We start from the raw sequence: 20918 nt of genomic DNA on the forward strand, positions 1-20918 counted from the left end.
AAGAGCGCTAATGAAGGGCATTTTACACGCAGAGATGGAAGTCGAAATCCCGTTTCACGACGTGGACTCGATGGGGATCACCTGGCATGGTAACTACCTGCGTTACTTTGAGCTAGTACGCTGCAAGCTACTGGATAAAATCGGTTACGGCTACCGCGCTATGCAAGACTCTGGGTTTAGCTGGCCAATTGTTGATGTGCAGATAAAGTACGTGCAATCGAGTACGTTTGAGCAGACGGTCATCGTCAAAGCTGCGCTGGTTGAATGGGAAAACCGCATTAAGATCAACTATCAAGTGCTTGATGCTATAACAGGTAAGCGCATCACTAAGGGCTACACCATTCAGGCCGCCGTCGATATGCAGACCCAAGAGTTATGCTTTGTCACACCAGAAGTCTTTCAGCAGAAAATAGCGCATTTAATTGCAGCAGAAACCAGTAACAAAATAGAGCTGCGCCAATGAAGTACTTATTGCGCTTAGTATGCACTCTGTTCCTCTTACTACTCTCATCATTAGTGAGTAGCACTAGCTACGCCGAGCCTGATAACAGCCAATCTAGCTATACAGAGCTATTTCAATTTCCCGCAAACAAGGCGGATTTGCTCAGCTTGAGTAAACAACTATCTCCTAGCGAGCACGCTAAAGGGAAGTTCACTCAATACCGTTATTTAAAGGTGCTAAAAAAACCTTTGGTAAGCCAAGGCGAATTTGTTTTCTCTAAAAGCCTTGGGGTGATTTGGCAGCAAAACAGTCCTTTTGCTAGCACATTGATCTTAAAAGATAAGCAGCTGATTCAGATAGACAGCCAAGGGAATATTAGCGTTAATAACCCGCAGCAAGCGGGTGGAGGTATGAGTGATATCATGCCGACACTACTCAATTCCCTGTTAAGTGGTGACATTAATGCTCTTGAGCAGCACTTTGAATTAAGCCTAAAACGTGCAACTACAGCAACTGCTACTAGTCATGAGCTAAACCCGCAGTGGCAGTTAGGGCTTAAGCCGCTTGATCCTTTACTTGCCAAAGCCATGCCTAAAATGGTGCTCGCTGGTAAGCAACAGATCCAAACGTTAGTGCTATATAGCGCTAATGGCGATCGCAGCCAGATCGAGTTTTCATCACTGGATGAAAGCCCACTAAGTCAGCAAGACAAATCGCGTTTCGAGCCTGAGTCTAAGAGTGCTCAGCCATAATGAAACCAAGCCTTAACGCCTTATTAAGCCAAAAGACCGCCAAGTTACGATTTATACTGTGGCTGGCATTAATCCTAGTCTCCGTAGTAACTGGCTTTACCCTTTGGCAAAGCGGCGCTCGCGTACAAAGTGATATTTTGGCCATGCTGCCTAAAGTCAACGAAAGCCCGATGACCCAAAGAGCAATGACACAAGTTGAGCAGCAGCTGGCTAACCGCGTCTATTTGGGGCTTATCAGCGATAATGAACACACCGCCATCGCAGCGGCAAAGCTAGCGATGCAAACGCTTAAACAAACGAGCCCAAACCAAGCTGCATTTATTGATATCAGTAGTGCCGATATGGCCCAGATTGACGCCCTTAATCAGTATTATTTTAAGCACAGATTCCAGCTATTAACCGACAAGCAGCAACAAAGCTTACAGCAAGGTCAATGGCAACAACTGAGCCAGGCTGCACTAGAAAAGCTATACAATGCGTTTAGCTATGCCAATAGCGAACTGCTTAGCCGCGATCCTTTGCTCCTGTATCCAGATTCTTTGCTTGCTCTTGCTCCTTCACAACAGTTAACCGTGAAACAGGGGGTATTGGTTGCCACTATAGCGCCATCGGCGAGTGTTCCACGACCTCGTTTTGCCGCCATCGTGATGGCTAAAGGTAAGGACAGCGCCTTTAATCCTAACGCTCAACAGCTACAACTTAGCGATCTTAACCTCGCCTTTAATGCCGTTACATCGCATTTTGTAGATGTAGACATCATTAAGGCTGGCGCTTTATTTCATGCTGCTGCAGCGACCGACAATGCTAAACAAGAGGTTTCAAGCATCGGCTTGTTATCGCTTATCGGGGTCGTAAGCCTAGTGTGGTTAGCATTTCGCTCTTTCATGCCACTCTCTATTGCGGTGGTTACTGTGAGTACCAGCTTACTGTTTGCCGTGGTCACCACAGCACTCATGTTTGGTGAACTGCACCTACTCACATTAGTGTTTGGCACCAGTCTAATTGGCATCTCTATCGACTATTGCTTTCACTATTATTGCGAGCGCTTAAACCATCCCAATGACAGTAGCGAGAAGGTCATCAAAAAAATCTTTGCGGCTATCACGCTTGCCTTGCTAACCAGTGTTATCGCCTACGGCGCCATGGGGCTAGCACCTTTTCCCGGTATGCAACAGGTCGCCGTTTTCTGCGCAGCGGGGCTGACTGGCGCTTATTTAACCTTAGTGCTCGCCTACCCAACTCTCGCCGCTCAGCCATTAAAAGATGCCAGCCAAGCACTCGATGTGGCCAGTCGCTATCAACACTTTATGCTGGCACGATTCACACCTAAAAGCCTTAAGTCGCAATTACTGCTAACGCTTGGCACGACAGCCTTTATCTTAGTGGGTCTATTGCAGCTAACTAGCAATGACGATATCCGTCAGTTACAGCACACCCCGAGTGATATTCAGGCAGAGGAAAATAAACTTCGTACCTTACTAAGTGGCGGTACCGATAACCAATTCCTATTAGTCTCAGGCAAAACCGAAGAGCAGGTAAAACAACAGCTGGCGAAACTTGAGCCCGTCTTAAAACAGGCCGAGAAAGATAAGTTAATCGGTAACCATTTAAGCCTAAGTAAATTCTTGCCAAGCCAAGCAGAACAAGCGCTTAACTATCGTCTGCAAGGGCAAGTCTACCTTGAACACTTAGATGAGATTATTGCGAGCTTAGGCTTAGAACCCCAGATTAAACCGGCGCTGATTAAAGCCTACCAAACGGCCAAAACAGACGTTATCAGCGCCGATAATTTCTTGAGCCATCAAGCGGGTGCCAGCTTTAAACCGCTTTGGTTATCACCAAAAAATCATTTAGACGAAACTGGCTACGGGGCTATCGTGTTACTCGGTGGCATCAAGCAGCTCGATACATTTGCCGCGTTATTTAATGAGCTGCACCATGTACAGCTGATCGATAAGGTTGGCGACATATCGACCGTGATGGGGCATTACCGTCAGCTCACCTTAATGTTACTGCTCATCGCCTTAATCGCGGCGGGCATCATATTCACCTTTAGGTTTGGCCGAAAACTCGCCGCTGTGGTGGTCGCCGTACCAGCCTTGTCTGCGCTTTTAACCCTAGCCTGCTTAGGCATGCTGCAAAATCCGCTGAGCCTGTTTCATGCTCTGGCTCTGATCTTAGTCTTTGGTATTGGTGTTGATTACAGCCTATTTTTTGCTGAGTCTAAACAGCAAACTCGCGGCGTGATGATGGCCGTATTAATGTCAGCGGTATCAACCTTACTGGCCTTTGGTCTGCTCGCCTTTAGTCAAACACCAGCGATAAACGCGTTTGGCTTAACCCTGTTACTGGGGATTAGTTTTACCTTTTTGCTTTCGCCTTTTATTCAAAATTTCACAAGGAAGACCGTTAATGTCGACTGATAAAGTAGTTCAGGATGAGTGGGTTCGATGCGAAACCCAAACGGTCGATGTCGCCATTATTGGCGCCGGGCCATCTGGTAGCATTGCTGCGAGCCTATTACACGCCCAAGGTAAAAAAGTACTCGTGCTTGAGAAGCAGCACTTTCCACGTTTCTCTATCGGTGAAAGCTTACTGCCGTGCTGCATGCAGGTTATCGAGCAAGCTAATATGCTCGAAGCCGTTAATCAGGCAGGGTTTCAATTTAAAAATGGTGCCGCCTTTAGACATCAACACAAATACACCACGTTTGACTTTACCGATAAGTTTACTCAAGGCCCGGGCACCACGTTCCAGGTTGAACGTGCCACATTCGATAAGTTACTCGCTGATGAAGCGGTTAAACAGGGCGTTACTATCCGTTTCGGCCACACGGTCGAGTCGATAGATTTAAGCGCTGAGCCCAGCCTTGAAGTGAGCAACGGTAAAGGCCAAATACAAACCATCAAAGCAAAATTTGTACTCGATGCCAGCGGCTTTGGCCGAGTACTACCCAGGTTGCTGGACTTAGAGAAACCATCTAGTTTACCCACCCGCAGTGCTGTGTTTAATCATGTTAGAGACAATATTACTGATCCGAATTTCGATCGAAATAAGATCCTTATTAGTGTCCATCCAGACAACCAGGATATCTGGTACTGGCTCATTCCTTTTAGCGATGGTCGTTGCTCTGTGGGCGTAGTGGGTGAGCCCCAACTGATTGCTGCTCTTGGCGGCTTTGCTGATGACAGTATTAACAGCAGTAATAACAGTATTGGCGGCAACTTAGATACCGTTCTTAACACCATGATAGCTCAAGAGCCGGGACTGAAAAAGCTGCTACAAAATGCCGAACTCATCAATGATTCAGGCCTGCTCAAAGGCTACTCGGCTAACGTGAAAACACTGGCTACCGACCAATTCGCCCTACTCGGTAATGCAGGCGAGTTTCTCGATCCGGTATTTTCATCTGGAGTTACGATCGCCATGCAATCAGCTTCCATGGCAGCTGCAACCCTGTGCAAACAACTCGATGGCGAGCACGTCGACTGGCAGCAAGAGTATGCCAAACCGTTAATGAAAGGGGTCGATACCTTTAGAACCTATGTCGAAGCTTGGTATGACTGTAGTTTTCAAGATGCGATCTTCTTCGACAGTCCAGATCCTAAAATCAAGCAGATGATCTGCTCTATTCTTGCTGGTTACGCTTGGGATGAAAAAAACCCATTCGTTAGCGAGTCTAAACGTCGGTTAAATATGGTTGTCGAACTATGTCGAGATTAAGCCAACACATCATCTTGCTCGCCCTGGGCTCTGTACTACTCACAGCTTGCAGTCAAACGTTACAGCGACAAACTTGTGTCGAACTGGCGCAAGATGTGAATTATTGCCTTGCGCCAGTTGCTGAGCAAAGGATGCTCTCAGAGCAAACAGCGACTCAACCCGCAATTAGCGTTGCCCAAAAGGTCACTATCAAGACTCAAGCTAGCCAACATGAACTGTTAAGTCAGTTAGAGCTCGATCAACAGCAATTAACTCTGGTTGGTCTGGCGCCACTAGGGCAAGCGCTTTTTACACTGACCTATGATGACTACACTCTTATGAGTGAGCAAAGCCAGCTACTCGGCGATCAATTTAACGCTGAATACCTACTGGCCATCATGCAACTTATTTACTGGCCAGACAGCAGCGTAAACCGCCATTTACAGGGAGCCCAAATTCGCCCCTATGCCTGTGACGTCGCTTTGTGTCGTGGACTGTTTTTTGCTAAAAATGAAGCTGGAAATGAAACTAAACAGACGCCTAATGCCGAACTGCCGATAATCGCTATCCGCTATAGTGATTTCAGTCAGGGCAGCGAAGACAAGTGGCAGGCCCAGGTTCAGCTCAGCATTGATGCGGCTAACTTTACGCTCGCCATCAGCCCGATATAAACCAAATTTAGTGGGAATTTAAGTGAATTCAGCAATGCCAATAGCAATAACCCATTTAGGTTTATGCACCCCTCTAGGGCAAACACCTCAGGCTGTGCTCGACAACCTGGTTGCTGGCAATACCAGCGGCATGCAGTGGCGAGATGACCTCTTGTTTGAGCGCCCCGTGCTCGTTGGCCAGGTCAGTATTAAGCTCCCCGAACTCCCCGACGAGTTACGCCGATTTGATACTCGCAATAATCAACTCACCTTATTGATTGCACGGCAGATAGAAGCAGCCGTTAGCCAAGCTAAAGCACAATATGGTCGGCAGCGCATCGGTATCGTTATCGGTACAAGCACATCGGGAATAGCCACCGGCGAGTCAGCCCTTGCTGAACACCATAGTGCTGGCGAGTTTCCTAAAGATTATGATTACGCTAAGCAAGAATTAGGTGATACCAGTCAATTTCTACAAGCCTACTTTGAGTTGACGGGTCCCTGCTTTACCGTTTCTACCGCCTGCTCTTCTAGCGCTAAGGTTTTTGCCAGCGCTAAGCGTCTTATCGACGCCGATGTTTGCGACATGGTCATTGTCGGCGGTATCGATACCCTTTGTAAGCTCACACTTAATGGATTTTATTCACTGGAGTCTATTTCTAGCGGACACTGCCAACCTTTTAGCGCTAATCGCGATGGTATTAATATCGGTGAAGGCGGAGCGCTCTTTACGCTAGAGAAGGCAACGCTAGAAAAAATATCACAAGACAATACGGCTATCATAGTCAGCGGCATTGGCGAGTCTAGCGATGCTCACCATATCTCGGCGCCACATCCTGAAGGCCGCGGTGCAATAGCTGCGATGCAAGCGGCATTAATCATGGCAAGCCTTGGGCCAGAACAGATTAATTACCTCAACTTACATGGCACCGCAACGCCGAAAAATGACGCCATGGAAAGCCGTGCTGTGCATCAGGTCTTTGGCCAAGCCTTGCCTGCAGCAAGCTCTACCAAGCCCCTTACAGGACACACCTTAGGGGCGGCGGGCGCAATTGAAGCCGCATTTTGTTATCTGCTGCTCAGTGATTACAATAAGCAGCAATATTTACCGCCACAGGTGTGGGATAAGCAACAAGATCCAAATGATCCAGCGCTACCTCTGGTAAGCAAAGGTATGCAGAGCAATATAAGCCATGTAATGAGTAATTCATTTGCCTTTGGTGGCAGTAATGCCAGCCTGATCTTCAGTCGTGTGGCACCAAGCCACTCACTCGCGGGCCAGGCACCCGAGCCATTAAATACAGGCTCATTAGGCAAAGATTCAACAGAGATAAATCAAGATGTTTGATGCTACAAAACTTGCAGATCTCGATGTCGCGGAGTTCATCCCCCATCGTCAGCCGATGATCTTAATCAACCAGCTGCTGAATCACAGCCATGATAGCTTGTTAACACAAACGGATATTTCAGCAAATAGTCCCTATTTCGATAGCCACTTGAATGGCGTGCCCAACTATGTCGGCATTGAGTATATGGCCCAAAGTATTGCCGCTTTAGCGGGGGTTGAGGCCCATCTGCGTGACGACATCATTCGCGTAGGATTCCTGCTCGGTAGCCGTAAGCTTAAGATGCATATCTCTCAGTTTGATGCGGGGCAAAGTTACCAAACACGTGTTACTCGTCTATATCAAGAAGAGTCAGGACTAGCGGTTTTTGATTGCCAAATCTTACATAAGCAAGTGGTTGTCGCAGAAGCCAACGTCAACGTGTTTCAACCTCAGGATACTCAGGCTTATATTGCCGAGTCGACGCACTGAACCTCATGTGGCTGAGTCAATACAACACTGAATATGACAGTAAATACGACACCGACACTAAATACAAAGTACAGCCGCTGTTCGCCCACACATTAAGTATGTGACACACAATAAGACGACGGCGCAGGGAGTAGCAAGATGACAAAACGAGTATTAATCACAGGTTCAAGCCGCGGAATAGGTAAAGCGATCGCCCTAAGACTTGCCCGCTCAGGCTTTGATATCGCGATGCATTTTCACAGCAACCAAGCAGCAGCCGAGACCACCAAGTCTGAGCTTGAACAACAGGGCATTAAGGTCAGCTGTTTGCAGTTTGATATCGCCGACAGAGCCGCGGTTAAGCAGGCTATCGAGCAAGATATCGAGCAGCACGGTGCTTATTATGGCGTAATCCTCAATGCAGGCATTAATGCCGACACCGCTTTTCCTGCAATGACAGAATCGGAGTGGGACAGCGTAGTGCATACCAATCTCGATGGGTTCTACAATGTTATTCATCCAACGGTGATGCCGATGGTACAAAGCCGTCAAGGCGGACGTATCATCACCCTAGCGTCAGTATCTGGCATTGCGGGCAATCGCGGCCAGGTAAACTATAGCGCCTCAAAAGCGGGCATTATCGGCGCAACTAAAGCGTTGTCACTCGAGCTCGCTAAACGAAAAATTACCGTCAACTGCATCGCTCCCGGTTTAATCGAAACTGACATGGTCAGCGACATTCCAAAAGAGATGGTCAACAACCTAGTACCGATGCGCCGTATGGGAAAACCTGCAGAGATTGCAGGGCTTGCGAACTATTTAATGTCTGATGAGGCGGCCTACGTGACTCGCCAGGTGATTTCGGTCAACGGAGGCATGATATGAGCCGGCCAGCTTTTCCACGCCGCGTCGTGATCACAGGTATTGGCGGCATTTCGGCGCTAGGCCATGACTGGCCGAGTATTGCCATGAGCTTAAAAGCGCAGAAAAATTGTGTGGTACGTATGGACGAATGGGACAGATTTGAAGATCTGCATACCCGCTTGGCCGCACCGATCACTGACTTTGAAGTGCCAAGCCACTACAAGCGTAAAATGATCCGCTCTATGGGACGGGTATCGATAATGGCCACTCGCGCCAGTGAACTTGCACTGATTGATGCAAACTTACTTAATGATCCTGTCATTATCTCTGGCGCTATGGGCATCGCTTATGGTTCATCGACGGGCAGTACCGATCCAATCATCGCGTTCGGAGATATGCTAAAAGATGGCGATATGTCTGGCGTAACGGCCACTAGCTATATCCGCATGATGGCACACACAACAGCGGTAAACGTCGGCGTATTCTTTGGCCTCAAAGGCCGCGTGCACACCACCAGCAGCGCCTGTACCTCTGGCAGCCAAGGTATTGGTTATGCCTATGAAGCGATTAAATATGGCCAACAAGATCTGATGCTTGCTGGCGGCGGTGAAGAGCTTTGCCCGACAGAAGCCGTCGTCTTCGACACGCTATTTGCAACCAGTACAAAAAATGAAACTCCAACCGAGACGCCGCGACCGTTCGATAAAGGACGAGACGGCCTTGTAATAGGCGAAGGCGCCTGTACTTTAGTGCTTGAAGAGCTTGAGCATGCTAAGGCTCGCGGCGCAAAAATCTACGCCGAAATCGTGGGCTTTGGCACCAACTCTGATGGATTGCACGTGACTCAGCCTAATGCTGGCACCATGGAAACGGCTATCCGTTTAGCGCTTAAAGATGCCGCCATCGAAGCTGAGAGCATTGGTTATGTCAATGCTCACGGCACCGCTACCGATCGTGGCGATATTGCTGAAACACAAGCCACTCATGCGGTGTTTGGCGCGAAGCAGCCTATCTCATCACTTAAAAGTTATACCGGCCATACACTGGGTGCTTGCGGCGCGTTAGAAGCTTGGGTGAGCATAGAGATGATGAACGAGGGCTGGTTTGCACCGACGCTAAACCTGACAGATATCGACCCTGAGTGCGGCGAGCTAGATTACATTAGAGATGACATTCGCCATCTTGAAACAGATTACGTGATGAGTAATAACTTCGCCTTTGGTGGCATCAATACTTCGCTGATCTTTAAGCGTTTTAAGGGATAGGTTCTAGGAATAGAAGGTACTAGGGCCTAGGGAAAGCAGGTTCTAAGGTCTTTAAAGCAAAGACGAACGGCCTACGGCCTTGCGAAAAAGATGGGAAAAGCTAACAAAGACGTTTGCTTTGGCTGTTCCTAGTAGGGCGTAGCCCGTCCTCGCAGCGCCCTAGGATCTCGTACCTTGTTTTAAAACTAAGAAATGGCAAAGGTGGTTCTTTTGGCTTTGGCTTTTCCTAGCAGGGCTTTAGCCCGCCCTCGCAGCGCAGCGTTTAGAACCTAGGTCCTTGTTTTAAAGCGCAGCATCCTAGAACCTAGGTCCTTTGTATAGCTGATTTTCATCGTTAGTTTCCCTGCTTTAGCCATAAATCGTTAACCATCACAAATCAAGCATTAGAAAAAACTTATTGAAATTAATCTAATTAAAGGTTTAAATATCAGCTTAAGTTTTAAGCATAATAAAGAGAGGTGGATATGTTAAACACTCAAATTTCAAAGTTATCGACCAAACCCGCTGGCAGCCAATGCTGGCAATTAATTGAAGACGGCGCAACAGTAATTGATGTGCGCTCGCCGCAAGAGTTTGCTGGCGGCCATCTGCCACAGGCGATAAACGTGCCACTGGATACTTTAGAGACTTGGCTGCACAAGCTTGAAAATCGTCAGCAAGTGTTTGTGCTGTATTGCGGAGCGGGCATTCGCGCCCAAAAGGGCTGCGATATTTTAACGGCCAATGAATTAAAGAATGTGATTAACGGCGGGGCATTAAAAGATCTACTCTGCTGTGAGCCAAAGCGCTAGACCTGCAGGTTAAAGGTTACCGGGCCGTCGTTAACTAATGACACTTTCATGTCTGCGGCAAACTGACCGGTCTGGGTATTCACGCCCTTTGATTTACAGAAATCGACAAATGCCTCATACAGTTCTCGGGCTTGATCTGGCGTACCAGCCCCTGAAAAACTCGGGCGCAAGCCACGGCCGGTATCAGCAGCGAGTGTGAATTGCGACACGACTAGCAGACTGCCACCCGCTTGCTCAAGATTGAGGTTCATCTTGCCATTCTCATCGGCGAACACACGGTAACTCATCACCTTGGTGGCCAACTTTTGCATCTTCTCAATGTTATCTTCACGCTCAACACCGAGTAACACCAACAGGCCTCTATCTATCTCACCGATAGTCGCGCCATCAACGACAACTTTTGCTTCACTCACACGTTGAATTAAGGCAATCACGTACACAATCTCCGATAAAAAATTAAAAATTAAAAGAAGGACCTAGGTTCTAGGACGCTTCGCTGCGAGGACGGGCTTCGCCCTGCTAGGAACAGCAAAAACCAAAATTGATGGGCTAAAGCCCAACCTACAAAAGAGACATGCTTTTCCGTCTCAGCCTTTGCCATCTTTTCTGTAAGCGCAGCGTTCCGTAAGTGACGTAGTCACGTTCCCTAGGCCGCAGGCCGTTCGTCTTAGCTTTAAAAGAAGGACCTAGGTTCTAGGACGCTGCGCTGCGAGGACGGGCTGCGCCCTGCTAGGAACAGCAAAAACAAAAATTGATGGGCTAAAGCCCAACCTACAGAAGAGAGCATGCTTTTCCGCTTTCCCGTCTCAACCTTTGCCATCTTTTCTGTAAGCGCAGCGTTCCGTAAGTGACGTAGTCACGTTACCTAGGCCGCAGGCCGTTCGGCTATTATCGTCTTAGCTTTCCCTGCTTTTCCTAGAACCTAGAACCTTGTTTACTTAAATCGACTGAACATTTTGCATCACAGGGATTGGCTTAATCACATCTTCCGCCCCTTCAGGTAATGACTCGGCGACTTGACGTAGCCCTTCATCAATCCAAAGGATGAAACGACGGATCTCTTCCATAGAAATGGTGTCGACAAAGGTTGCCGCGCCTTGTACCTGAATGACTGCACCTTGGTCACGAATAACAAACTTAGCAAAGTTAAGTTTTTGGTTTAACGAACCAATCATCAACAGCATCTCTTTACTGCCCACATATTTAGGGTGGATAGCATAAAAACGGTTCATCATGATGCGATCGATACCGTCTGGGTTGATACTAGGCTGCAGAATAAATTGGGTATTATCAAATTGAACTGCGACTCCACCTGGGCCTGCTCGTGAAGCTAAATAGCTTTTATTTAATAGTGCTTCAAGCAATTTAGTCGTGGCTTCTTCATTTGATAAGCCCCCTAACTCAACACTATCTGGGGCCCTAACCGCAACCTCAACGTCTTCAGTTTTTTCAGTTGAAGCACAGGCTGTTAAGCCCATCATTAAGCTCATGGTTAAGCCCGTAAGGATCTGTTTTTTCATAGAGTCTATATTTCCTTTTTATTGTTCGGCCATTTCCTTTATCGCGTGTATGACTGCTTTTGCCATCTTAACATCGGCCAAAGCGTGATACCCACCTTTAATCTCAGTCACGCTAATCAACTGACTTGTTCTGCCTTTAAAGAAATTTTGTAACACTTTAAAAGGACAAACCCAATCCATTTCACCTTGCAAGACATATGTTTGGCACTGGATCAGGGGTAAGTTAACGATGAGTTTTTCAAATGCGCCAAAGTAATCATTAGCTACATAATAAAGCTCAATGCTTGCTAGAGACTGACTGAAGGGGGCATTTATCTCACTCGCCATACAGGCGGGATAGGCTAAAGCCATCTCCCAGCTAAGCCAACCTTGAGCAGCATCTTGGCGAATATCCACACAGTCATCCTCTAACCTTGATCTAAAATGAGTAAATAACTCGCTTAAGTCTGGCCGCTTGTCTACGCCCTTAGTAAAAGCACGGTAATCATCTTTAAACAATCGCGCCGCACCACTGTCACCATACAGCCATTCAATACCTGCAGGGTTAGGAATAAACAGCCCCCATAGCACTTGTGAGATCACTCGACTGGGATAACAAGCCGAATATAACAGGGCTAAGGTTGCACCAAATGATCCGCCAGCCAACCTCCATTGCTGAATATTGAGCCAACAACGTACTTGCTCAATATCGGCCAGTAGCTTGTGAAAGTTATTATGCTGAAGCTCTCCACGAGGACGCGAACGCCCAGCTCCGCGCTGATCGAGTAAAATGACATGGTAAATCGATAAATCGAATAAGGTTAAATCTTCAGTGCCGCACCCCGCTCCTGGCCCACCATGTAGATACAACACAGCAAGCCCATTGGGATTTCCATACTGCGCCACATATAGCTGATGCCCATCACCGACATCTAACCAGGTTTGACTAAGCGCTTTAGGTCGCGCATTGAGCATTAACTCCTGGTTTCCTTATCTTGGGTCTCATGTTTGGCAGATTTTGGGGCTATAGTGGGACTTTCAATTTCTGTTTCTTCTGCTTCTGCTTCTGCTTCTGCTTCTGCCAACAGCTTTTCACGGCTAAGTTTACACTCCTGTAAATACTCAGGTAGGCCTGCAGTGATCTCGGCGCCAACCAGTACGATCACCCAAGAGACGTAGACCCAAACAAACAAGATCGGGATCGTTGCCAAGGCACCGTAAATCGCCTCATAGCTTGGAAATTGGGTCACGTAGTATGCGAAGCCTTTCTTGCCTAGCTCAAATAGCATTGCAGCGACGAGCGCACCAAGTAATGCGTGTAAAAACTTCACCTTCTTGTTTGGCACGACCATGTACAAGAGTAAGAAGGCCGCAACAGAAAACAACATCGGCAACCGTTCTACCAGCAATGGCACAACACCCGACAACTCTGAACTATTAAATACTTTTAATGACACTATGTAGGAAGTTGCCACAAGGCTAGCACCAACTAATACCGGACCTAAGGTCAGCACCATCCAATACATAGAAAAAGACACTGCGACTTGGCGTTTTTCTTTGGTACGCCAAATACTATTAAGCGCCTTATCAATCGCCGATATCAACAACAATGCTACTACCACTAAGGCGGCCACGCCCACTGTGGTGCCTTTTGAGGCATTGTCGACAAACTCATTAATATAGAGCTGCACCGTATCGCCTGCTGCTGGCAGAAAGTTGTCGTAAACAAAACCTTCTAGCTGTTCTCGAATGCCAGAAAAGACTGGAAACGCCGACAACATAGAAAACATGACCGCCACAATAGGCACCAATGACAATAGGGTGACATAGGCCAAATGGCCAGCCTTGATATTGACCTGGTCTTCTTTAAAACGACTAAGTAGGTGCAAAAAAAATGCCCAAATACTCAGTAAAAAAGAACGTAGCTGATTTATCACTATCTTATTTTTCACGTGTTACTCTTGATTCTGTTAAAGTTGGTCTTAATCTATTAGAGGATAAATGATCTGCGAATCATTATCTTGGTACAATAAAGCTTATAACCTTCTCTTTACAAGCATAAGGATTGAATTGATGTCTCAACAAGGATCTGCTGGCAATGTTATTGCCGCAATTGCGAGCTTTTTTTTCCCAGGTCTTGGACAGTTAGTTCAAGGGCGTATTTTGGCCGCACTGATTTTTTGTGTTGTTGCCGTTGTCGGTTATGCCATGTGGTGGCTAATTTTTCCAGCCATCATTGGTGGCATTGCTCACCTATGGAGCATTATCGACGCAGCAAGATATCGCTCAGAGTAACTAACCTAACTTGGGAAACACACAAGATGAAAAAACTAATCACCACGGCCATTATTAGCACTAGCTTGCTACTTGGTGGCTGCCAGAGCGCCTATTATGGTGCAATGGAGAAAGTAGGTTATCACAAGCGCGATATCATGGTTGACCGCGTAGAAGATGCCAAAGAGTCTCAGGTTGAGGCACAGGAGCAATTTAGCTCTGCACTCGAAGAGATGCAGGCGCTGCTTAATCATGACGGTGGTGACTTAGAGGGGGCTTACAATAAGGCTAAAGACGAATATGAGTCTGCTCAAGATGCGGCTGATGATGTTACCAATCGCATCGACAAGGTAGAAGATGTTGCTGAGGCGCTATTTGATGAATGGCAAACCGAGATTGGCGAGATCAGCAAAGCCAGTCTGCGACGTAACAGTGAGTCAAAGTTAAAAGAGACTCGCCGCTCATATAATCAGCTGGTTAAAAGCATGCGCCGCGCCGAAAGTAAAATGGAGCCAGTGCTGGTCGCAATGAAAGACAACATGTTGTATTTAAAGCATAACCTAAATGCACAAGCCATTGGTGCGATCAAAGGTGAGTTCGCCAGTCTACAGACAGATATCTCAGGCTTAATTAAAGAGATGAATACGTCTATCGACGAGTCGAATAAGTTTATTGCTTCATTAGAAAGCAAATAAGCTGTGACTAAAGTGTGGTTCCTAAGCCTAAAGACTTAGGAACCAAACTTGTGAACTAGTGCGGTTTTTTCGACACTCTACTTACAAAACTTAGATCTTCCCCACAAGCTACAAACCAATTAAGAACTTCTCTTTATAAAAAGTTTCACAATAGTATCAATCATATTATTGCCGATATTATTTATGAGCTTCATCGAATCCTTAACCCTTGCCTTAGCACTAACCTACAGCGTCAGTCTTATCTATTGGAGTGGCAAGAAGTGGGGCGCGCTAGCATCAGGCATGCTAGCGGCAGGAGCCATTATTTCCAGCCTGTATTGGCCACTCATCGCTGCATTGGCCATTGCCGTTGTTATCACAGGCTTAGTTACAAAATTCCAGCCTGAGGTCGCCAAGGGGCATATCAGGGCCAACAACCTAAGAGAAGGCGTGCAACACCTGCTTGCCTTATCCATGTTGCTAGTTGGCGCGCAGTTTGCCGTTAATGCTGCATTGTTAAAGTCGGGGATCACGCCTTGGCTAATGCGACCTGATGTGGGTGATGCTTTCTTACCGATTGCCGGTGGTATCGAAATCAAAGCAATTTTAAGCCTAGGTATTTGGGACCAAAACCACCCCGCCGCAGCCGTTATGCTCACAGTGGTTTTACTCACTGGCCTGCTGTGTAAACGCGCCTTTTGCGGCTGGGCCTGCCCCCTTGGATTAGCTGGAGAGTACCTCTATAAACTTAGAAAGCGTTTTGTTAAGCAGGAGCTATTGCCACCAGCCTGGATAGATTGGCCACTACGCATGGTCAAATACCTGCTGCTGCTGGCCTTGTTATATATCATTATTGGCATGCCGAGCCAGAGTATTCCGAGCTACTTAAACAGTAACTACCACAAGATTGCCGATCTCAAGATGGCGCTATTTTTTATCACACCAGGGCTCGTTACCTTAATCTGTTTCGGCTTTATTCTGGGCCTCGCAGCGTGGCGTAGACAAGGTTTTTGCCGCTACATCTGCCCTTATGGCGCACTATTAGGGCTATTAAGCTTCTTAAGTCCCTTTAAAATTCGCCGTAACACTCAGCATTGCTTAATCGACACCAAAGGCATGAGTTGCGATAAGTGTAGCCGCGCTTGCCCTGCTAATATTTCGGTGCATAGCCAAATCAATATTCGCTCAGACGAATGCCAAGCCTGCATGCGCTGCGTATCCGCTTGCCCTAAGAAAGAGGCGCTGCAATTTAGTACCCGTAATGGCTGGAAGCTGTCAGCCCGTGGTCTATCCATCATGCTACTCACCATCATGTTTCTATTGCCACTCATCGCTTATTTAGGCGGGTTCTGGCACAGCGAAACGCCAGTTGAGGCGCGGATGTATTTGATTCAGCATCTGGATAGGATTGGGCATTGATAGAAGGTTCTAGGAATAGAAGGGCCTAGGCCCTAGAAAGAGCTAAGACAAACGGCTTACGGCCTAGGGAACGTGACTGCGTCACTTACGGAACGCTGCGCTTACGGAAAGATGGGCTAAAGCAGGGAAAGCGGGAAGCTAAGAAAGAGCACATGTTCCTAGTAGGGCGCAGCCCGTCCTCGAAGCTCAGCGTCCTAGAACCTCGTACCTTGTTTTAAAGCTAAGATGGGAAAGTATATTTTTCAGTAGGTTGGGCTTTAGCCCATCGAGCTTGGTTTTTATAAAGAATTTGTCGGCATAAATGCCGACCTACAGAAAGCCGAAAAGCTAACAAAGACGCTGGTACAGTTTTTTCTTTTGCTGTTCCTAGCAGGGCGCAGCCCGTCCTCGAAGCGCAGCGCCCTAGGATCTAGGGTCTTCTTTTAAAGCTGAGACGGTAATAGCCGAACGGGCTACAGCCTAGGGAACGTGACTACGTCACTTACGGAAAAGGTAGGAAAGGCAAAGAAAGGTTCTAGGACCTAGGAACTTGTTTTAACACGAAGTATGCTAGTGAATAAGATTCATTTCTACTGTGTTCAAATTATGTGTTTATGTTGATAAACTTCGGCAAAATAGGAAATTCAAAGGGTCAACATGGAACTGTCGACACAAAAACACGCTCAAGCCACGTCAGCGTCACCTTCTACAAGCTCAACAACCCGTAACGCCAATCTTGATGCCATTCGTGGCCTAGCAGTACTTGGTATTTTGTTTATCAATATCTACTCCTTCGGCAACGGCTATTCTGGTTACTCAAACCACCCAATAACTCCGTGGTATGACTCGGCAATTGATATCTTCAATAGCTTTTTTATTGAAGGACGGTTTTTGAGTTTATTTGCGATACTTTTTGGCGCAGGATTAGCCATTCAGTCAGAGAAAAAACTCAACTCAAACCAAGCTAACCAGATGAAGTCACGGCTTAAGTGGCTGATACTATTCGGTGCTTTACATGCCACTTTCATTTGGTTTGGCGACATTTTGTTTACTTACGGCGTCAGTGGCTTATTAACCCTTTGCTATATTTCACTGACACAGCAAAAAATACTCCGCAGAGCCGGTCTATTTTGGGCCATTGGCTTAATCAGTTTAATCCTTATGACAGTATTTCTCTCAGAGCCTTTCCCGCTTCGAGAGAGCGCCGCAGCAGAGTTTCAATACCAACTATGGACAGGCCCTTATTTAAGCCAGTTAATTGAACAAGTTATTTTATTCTTAGCCATTGCCGTCACAACACCTTTAACAATAATGTGGTTTGCATCGGGACTAATGTTATTAGGTGTATACCTGTATCGAGAGGGGATGTTTGAGCAAGGCTTTAGCCGCAAGCAGCTGTTACGCTTAATGATTACTGCACTACTGCTTTCTGCCATAGATGGTCTTTGTAGCTTATCTAACTCTGCGCTATTGCAAAGTTTCAGCCCGGCGATAGTCGTGATCAGCGCGCTTCCCACTGCATTAATCTACATACACATTTTGGTTAAGATATGCCAAAACCGAGCAACTATCCTCACACCATTGCAGAATGTTGGCCGCTTAGCATTGAGCTTATACATTCTGCAATCAATTGTGATGTCTCTATTATTTAGATACTTCGCACCTTCGCTACTATTAACCTTAGATAGACCAGGCTATGTGGCTATTGCCATTGGTTTTTCAGCCATACAGTTGCTCCTTGCTAGTGTGTATCTGAAGTATTTTAATCAAGGTCCACTCGAATGGTTATGGCGCAAGCTCTCCGGCAGCGGCACGATTGCGCAAACTGCCAACCCTATTACAAACAACCAATAAAAATATCACTTACGCTTAAAACCAATCAGTATAAAATGGCTGCAGGATGCAGAGGCTGATTAAGTATCTACATCCTTAAACAATGCTTACAGAAGGCTGGACACAGGTAACTCTCATGGCAAGCTTAGGTGTGGTTTGCATTCAGCTATCAACTAAAAGCCATTAATCAAAAAGCAAAAGCCCTGAAGCTATGATAGCGACAGGGCTTTTCAGCATGACTCGCAAAATGTATTTAGCAACAAATTAGCATAAAACCACTAGCTAACTTTTTTGGCCTGCTGCTTAATTGTCGGTGATGCTATCGCATCTTGAGCAGCGATTAATTGCAGCTCATAAGCGCCTTGATTAAAGGTCTCCAATAGCACGGCATCAACGGAGGCATTAGTGCGCTCAAATGCAGCTACAGGGCTAAAGCCCGCCTGCAAGTTAGCCAACATCAATCCACTGATTAGGTCGCCAACGCCTACCGGTTGCTTTTCAAACTCATACAAAGGACGCGATACTAGGTAGCTGCCGCCTTTTATCACCAGCAACATCTCAAACTGCTCTTTGCAGGTTGCCGCTTTTGCAAGATGCTTAACCACCACCATCTTAAGGCCTTTGGCTAGCAAACTCTCACAAGCATCAATCACTTCATCCAGATTATGCAGCTTTGTATCGGTGAGTGTTTCTAATTCTAATAAATTAGGCGCTATGATGTCAGCTTCAGCTAAGGCTTGGTTTTTAAGAAACTCCTGCACGCCCGGCGACACAATACAGCCCTTTTCTGGATGGCCCATTACCGGATCGCAAAAGTAGATAGCATTAGGGTTGAGTGCTTTCATCTTTTTCACTGCGTCTGCAATTTCAGCGCCTTGCTCTGCACTGCCCAAATAACCACTTAATAAGGCATCGCAGGTTTGCAGCTTGCCAATATTATCTAACCCTTGCACCAACTCAGTGATCTGACCCGCTGGCATAATCATTCCAGCCCATCCTTGTGCGTACTGCGTATGGTTAGAGAACTGCACCGTATTAATTGGCCAAACCTCCATACCTAGACGACGCATTGGGAATACAGCACTGCTGTTTCCAGCGCAGCCAAATACCACATGGGATTGAATGGATAAAATCCGCTTCATTGGTCACTACCTTTAATGTTATTAGCGATGTTAATTGAGGGTGCTCTATTGCCGTTTATTGACAACTAGCAGAGATTTTTAGCAATTATACCAATTAGGCTAAATTAGTATTCTCAAACTTAATCAGCTTGTGAGCTATTGCATAGGATTTGTATTCTCGATGGCCAATCACCAGCCTGATAGATCACCTTTGCATGCCACCAGTAGGCTTAAAGCATTAAAAAAGCCCTTAACGATTAATTAAGGGCTTTGTATTATTAAAGCAATTTATTACATTGCGTTAAATTATTAGTGCTGAACTTGGTAGAAGTTAACTCGGTTGTTAGCTTCTGTCGCATCTAATACTGCAAACTCACCATTAACAACTGTCATTGCTTGTGGGTTATTTAGACCCGCAATATCGCTAGCTGTAACAACGGTATTTGAAGTCAAGTCCATGGTTAACATTTGCTGACCAGAATGGCTAAGTAAGTAAGCTTTATCGTCTGCCACGCTAATACCGGTTACATTCGGGTATTGCTCAGCGTCAATGCTAATAATCGCTTCACTGTTAAGCTCGTAATCTTTGCCGCTTAAACGCGAAACCACAAAGTTATTACGCTTAGTATCAGGCAGAGTCACCATTAAGTACTCTTGAGTGTTCGCGTCCCAACCCACGTTAGCAACGTAGTTGTACTTAGCACGCACAGTCGCAAAGCGGCTACGCTTTAGCTCACGCACGCCATCAGTGCCTTCGATAAAGCGACCATAAGTATCATCAAACTTCACACTTGGGTCGTACTCAACGCGTACGAAACTCTTGTGATCTGCTGTTACTAATACTGAGGTTTCACCGTCGAAAGTCACACCCGCAAGGTTAGAGATCTCAGCAGAGAAAGCAGCATCAATCTGCACTTTTGCTAAAATAGTTGTCAGCGTGTCATCTAAGAAATAAACCCAATTATTGCTAGTCACTACTGCATATAGCTTGCTTTGAGGGTTGTAGCTCATACCCGTTGCTAGGCCAAAGACGTCACTTGGCAGCTCAACGCTTTTAAGCAATTGAAGCTCGTCGCTTGTCGCAACTTTAGTCGCATCATTTTGAGTCATGGTTGCAAAATCAGGCTTCTCGATTGAGTAAGCACCACGCGCTGACAGCTTAGAAAGCGTTGGCCAGTTAGCTGTAGACCAAATGGTTTTCTCTGAATCAAAGGTCATGCGCACTGGGTCGCTTTGACCGATATACGGGAATGGGCCTGTTTGCGTAAAGGCTTGTACTATGTTGAAGCCAATAATGACTAGGAACACGTTAACCGTTACCTTGTTCAGTAAGCTCCATTCACTGCTATCACTTTTCTCTACTAGCTTGTCGCCTTGTAGCAGCATTAATACGCCAGCAAACAATAAGATAATCGCAAAGACCACAATCACCCATACATAGGTGTGAACGCCAAAAATCGCTGGGCCAAAACCTTGGCCAATATCACGAAGAATATGCGCTGAACTATGACGATAACCTGCCCACAAGCCGTATACCGCAGTAATAATCAGTGCACCAATATACTTTGGCTTTAAGCCGTAACGCATGATAAAAATCGCGATTAGCGAGACCAGCACCATAGCGGTGCGCTCTTGCCAACAAAGAATACAAGGGGTGTCACCCATGGCAAAGCCCAAGATGATACAAGCGATACCTACTGGTAAAGCGATTAGCGCTAATGCCGCTAACGATATAATTCTGTTTACTGTTAATTCATTCATCATAGTGTTCTCACAAGTTACCGGCAGGCACTAACATGCCCCAAGTGGCGATCAACCAAATCCCCATGCTCATTAAAATGCTCAGAGCCAAAAAAA

20 protein-coding genes are annotated in these 20918 nt (G+C 46.5%); 14 read left to right on the top strand and 6 right to left on the bottom strand.

The window, feature by feature from the left end; genetic code table 11:
- Positions 1 to 10: 10 nt before the first annotated feature.
- The 10 genes from ACVBIU_RS08135 (at position 11) to ACVBIU_RS08180 (ending at position 10262) form a co-directional block, all read left to right on the top strand.
- Positions 11 to 463 (top strand): acyl-CoA thioesterase, encoded by a 453-nt coding sequence (locus ACVBIU_RS08135; protein WP_447163483.1) that lies wholly within the window; start codon positions 11 to 13, stop codon positions 461 to 463.
- Entirely contained in the window at positions 460 to 1194 is a 735-nt protein-coding gene (locus tag ACVBIU_RS08140; protein WP_447163484.1) for an outer membrane lipoprotein carrier protein LolA, read from the top strand. The genes ACVBIU_RS08135 and ACVBIU_RS08140 overlap by 4 nt, the downstream gene beginning before the upstream one ends.
- Positions 1194 to 3617 carry an MMPL family transporter gene (locus ACVBIU_RS08145; RefSeq protein ID WP_447163485.1) on the top strand — a complete coding sequence of 808 codons (2424 nt, stop codon included), beginning with the start codon at positions 1194 to 1196 and terminating at the stop codon, positions 3615 to 3617. The genes ACVBIU_RS08140 and ACVBIU_RS08145 overlap by 1 nt, the downstream gene beginning before the upstream one ends.
- The gene (locus ACVBIU_RS08150; RefSeq protein WP_447163486.1) at positions 3607 to 4917 is read left to right on the top strand and encodes an NAD(P)/FAD-dependent oxidoreductase; all 1311 of its coding nucleotides are present in this window, start codon (positions 3607 to 3609) and stop codon (positions 4915 to 4917) included. Before ACVBIU_RS08145 ends, ACVBIU_RS08150 begins: the two co-directional genes overlap by 11 nt.
- The gene (locus ACVBIU_RS08155) at positions 4905 to 5567 is read left to right on the top strand and encodes a DUF3261 domain-containing protein (RefSeq protein ID WP_447163487.1); all 663 of its coding nucleotides are present in this window, start codon (positions 4905 to 4907) and stop codon (positions 5565 to 5567) included. Before ACVBIU_RS08150 ends, ACVBIU_RS08155 begins: the two co-directional genes overlap by 13 nt.
- Positions 5568 to 5601: 34 nt before the next feature.
- On the top strand, positions 5602 to 6894 hold the full coding sequence (locus ACVBIU_RS08160) for a beta-ketoacyl-[acyl-carrier-protein] synthase family protein (protein ID WP_447163524.1): 1293 nt from the start codon (positions 5602 to 5604) through the stop codon (positions 6892 to 6894).
- Positions 6887 to 7363, top strand: a complete 477-nt coding sequence (locus ACVBIU_RS08165; protein ID WP_447161792.1) for an ApeP family dehydratase — start codon at positions 6887 to 6889, stop codon at positions 7361 to 7363. Before ACVBIU_RS08160 ends, ACVBIU_RS08165 begins: the two co-directional genes overlap by 8 nt.
- Positions 7364 to 7501: 138 nt before the next feature.
- Positions 7502 to 8227 carry a 3-ketoacyl-ACP reductase FabG2 gene (locus ACVBIU_RS08170; RefSeq protein ID WP_447163488.1) on the top strand — a complete coding sequence of 242 codons (726 nt, stop codon included), beginning with the start codon at positions 7502 to 7504 and terminating at the stop codon, positions 8225 to 8227.
- Positions 8224 to 9471, top strand: a complete 1248-nt coding sequence (locus ACVBIU_RS08175; RefSeq protein ID WP_447163489.1) for a beta-ketoacyl-ACP synthase — start codon at positions 8224 to 8226, stop codon at positions 9469 to 9471. Before ACVBIU_RS08170 ends, ACVBIU_RS08175 begins: the two co-directional genes overlap by 4 nt.
- Before the next feature lie 464 nt (positions 9472 to 9935).
- Positions 9936 to 10262, top strand: a complete 327-nt coding sequence (locus ACVBIU_RS08180) for a rhodanese-like domain-containing protein (RefSeq protein WP_447161795.1) — start codon at positions 9936 to 9938, stop codon at positions 10260 to 10262.
- Here ACVBIU_RS08180 and dtd read toward each other — a convergent pair.
- The 4 genes from dtd to ACVBIU_RS08200 all read right to left on the bottom strand — a co-directional run bounded on the left by dtd (position 10259) and on the right by ACVBIU_RS08200 (position 13713).
- Complete coding sequence (gene dtd / locus ACVBIU_RS08185; RefSeq protein WP_447161796.1) at positions 10259 to 10696, bottom strand: D-aminoacyl-tRNA deacylase; 438 nt, start codon at positions 10694 to 10696, stop codon at positions 10259 to 10261. The genes ACVBIU_RS08180 and dtd overlap by 4 nt on opposite strands.
- 504 nt (positions 10697 to 11200) lie before the next feature.
- Positions 11201 to 11782: a hypothetical protein gene (locus ACVBIU_RS08190; RefSeq protein WP_447163490.1), complete on the bottom strand. Its 582-nt coding sequence runs from the start codon at positions 11780 to 11782 to the stop codon at positions 11201 to 11203.
- Positions 11783 to 11800: 18 nt separating this feature from the next.
- Entirely contained in the window at positions 11801 to 12736 is a 936-nt protein-coding gene (locus tag ACVBIU_RS08195) for an alpha/beta fold hydrolase (RefSeq protein ID WP_447163491.1), read from the bottom strand.
- On the bottom strand, positions 12736 to 13713 hold the full coding sequence (locus ACVBIU_RS08200) for a virulence factor BrkB family protein (RefSeq protein ID WP_447163492.1): 978 nt from the start codon (positions 13711 to 13713) through the stop codon (positions 12736 to 12738). The genes ACVBIU_RS08195 and ACVBIU_RS08200 overlap by 1 nt, the downstream gene beginning before the upstream one ends.
- Positions 13714 to 13834: 121 nt before the next feature.
- Between ACVBIU_RS08200 and ACVBIU_RS08205 the strand changes: the two genes are divergently transcribed.
- The 4 genes from ACVBIU_RS08205 (at position 13835) to ACVBIU_RS08220 (ending at position 17961) form a co-directional block, all read left to right on the top strand.
- Positions 13835 to 14056 (top strand): hypothetical protein, encoded by a 222-nt coding sequence (locus ACVBIU_RS08205; RefSeq protein ID WP_447158894.1) that lies wholly within the window; start codon positions 13835 to 13837, stop codon positions 14054 to 14056.
- Positions 14057 to 14082: 26 nt separating this feature from the next.
- Positions 14083 to 14730 (top strand): DUF2959 domain-containing protein, encoded by a 648-nt coding sequence (locus ACVBIU_RS08210; protein ID WP_447158895.1) that lies wholly within the window; start codon positions 14083 to 14085, stop codon positions 14728 to 14730.
- Between the two features lie 183 nt (positions 14731 to 14913).
- On the top strand, positions 14914 to 16128 hold the full coding sequence (locus tag ACVBIU_RS08215; protein ID WP_447158896.1) for a 4Fe-4S binding protein: 1215 nt from the start codon (positions 14914 to 14916) through the stop codon (positions 16126 to 16128).
- Between the two features lie 636 nt (positions 16129 to 16764).
- Positions 16765 to 17961 (top strand): DUF418 domain-containing protein, encoded by a 1197-nt coding sequence (locus tag ACVBIU_RS08220; protein WP_447163493.1) that lies wholly within the window; start codon positions 16765 to 16767, stop codon positions 17959 to 17961.
- Between the two features lie 257 nt (positions 17962 to 18218).
- On the opposite strand, the gene pdxY is transcribed toward ACVBIU_RS08220, so the two are convergent.
- The gene (gene pdxY, locus ACVBIU_RS08225; RefSeq protein ID WP_447158898.1) at positions 18219 to 19082 is read right to left on the bottom strand and encodes a pyridoxal kinase PdxY; all 864 of its coding nucleotides are present in this window, start codon (positions 19080 to 19082) and stop codon (positions 18219 to 18221) included.
- 288 nt (positions 19083 to 19370) lie between these two features.
- Positions 19371 to 20825 (bottom strand): disulfide bond formation protein B, encoded by a 1455-nt coding sequence (locus tag ACVBIU_RS08230; RefSeq protein ID WP_447163494.1) that lies wholly within the window; start codon positions 20823 to 20825, stop codon positions 19371 to 19373.
- Positions 20826 to 20918 lie beyond the last annotated feature (93 nt).

Source organism: Shewanella sp. 30m-14 (assembly GCF_052977125.1).

What these genes read in the sequence shown, in the direction of transcription:
- ACVBIU_RS08135 (WP_447163483.1), top strand. Translation starts at nt 11, where the DNA reads ATGAAGGGCATTTTACACGCAGAGATGGAAGTCGAAATCCCGTTTCAC.
- ACVBIU_RS08140 (WP_447163484.1), top strand. Translation starts at nt 460, where the DNA reads ATGAAGTACTTATTGCGCTTAGTATGCACTCTGTTCCTCTTACTACTC.
- ACVBIU_RS08145 (WP_447163485.1), top strand. Translation starts at nt 1,194, where the DNA reads ATGAAACCAAGCCTTAACGCCTTATTAAGCCAAAAGACCGCCAAGTTA.
- ACVBIU_RS08150 (WP_447163486.1), top strand. Translation starts at nt 3,607, where the DNA reads ATGTCGACTGATAAAGTAGTTCAGGATGAGTGGGTTCGATGCGAAACC.
- ACVBIU_RS08155 (WP_447163487.1), top strand. Translation starts at nt 4,905, where the DNA reads ATGTCGAGATTAAGCCAACACATCATCTTGCTCGCCCTGGGCTCTGTA.
- ACVBIU_RS08160 (WP_447163524.1), top strand. Translation starts at nt 5,602, where the DNA reads ATGCCAATAGCAATAACCCATTTAGGTTTATGCACCCCTCTAGGGCAA.
- ACVBIU_RS08165 (WP_447161792.1), top strand. Translation starts at nt 6,887, where the DNA reads ATGTTTGATGCTACAAAACTTGCAGATCTCGATGTCGCGGAGTTCATC.
- ACVBIU_RS08170 (WP_447163488.1), top strand. Translation starts at nt 7,502, where the DNA reads ATGACAAAACGAGTATTAATCACAGGTTCAAGCCGCGGAATAGGTAAA.
- ACVBIU_RS08175 (WP_447163489.1), top strand. Translation starts at nt 8,224, where the DNA reads ATGAGCCGGCCAGCTTTTCCACGCCGCGTCGTGATCACAGGTATTGGC.
- ACVBIU_RS08180 (WP_447161795.1), top strand. Translation starts at nt 9,936, where the DNA reads ATGTTAAACACTCAAATTTCAAAGTTATCGACCAAACCCGCTGGCAGC.
- ACVBIU_RS08190 (WP_447163490.1), bottom strand. Translation starts at nt 11,782, where the DNA reads ATGAAAAAACAGATCCTTACGGGCTTAACCATGAGCTTAATGATGGGC.
- ACVBIU_RS08195 (WP_447163491.1), bottom strand. Translation starts at nt 12,736, where the DNA reads ATGCTCAATGCGCGACCTAAAGCGCTTAGTCAAACCTGGTTAGATGTC.
- ACVBIU_RS08205 (WP_447158894.1), top strand. Translation starts at nt 13,835, where the DNA reads ATGTCTCAACAAGGATCTGCTGGCAATGTTATTGCCGCAATTGCGAGC.
- ACVBIU_RS08210 (WP_447158895.1), top strand. Translation starts at nt 14,083, where the DNA reads ATGAAAAAACTAATCACCACGGCCATTATTAGCACTAGCTTGCTACTT.
- ACVBIU_RS08215 (WP_447158896.1), top strand. Translation starts at nt 14,914, where the DNA reads ATGAGCTTCATCGAATCCTTAACCCTTGCCTTAGCACTAACCTACAGC.
- ACVBIU_RS08220 (WP_447163493.1), top strand. Translation starts at nt 16,765, where the DNA reads ATGGAACTGTCGACACAAAAACACGCTCAAGCCACGTCAGCGTCACCT.
- pdxY (WP_447158898.1), bottom strand. Translation starts at nt 19,082, where the DNA reads ATGAAGCGGATTTTATCCATTCAATCCCATGTGGTATTTGGCTGCGCT.
- ACVBIU_RS08230 (WP_447163494.1), bottom strand. Translation starts at nt 20,825, where the DNA reads ATGATGAATGAATTAACAGTAAACAGAATTATATCGTTAGCGGCATTA.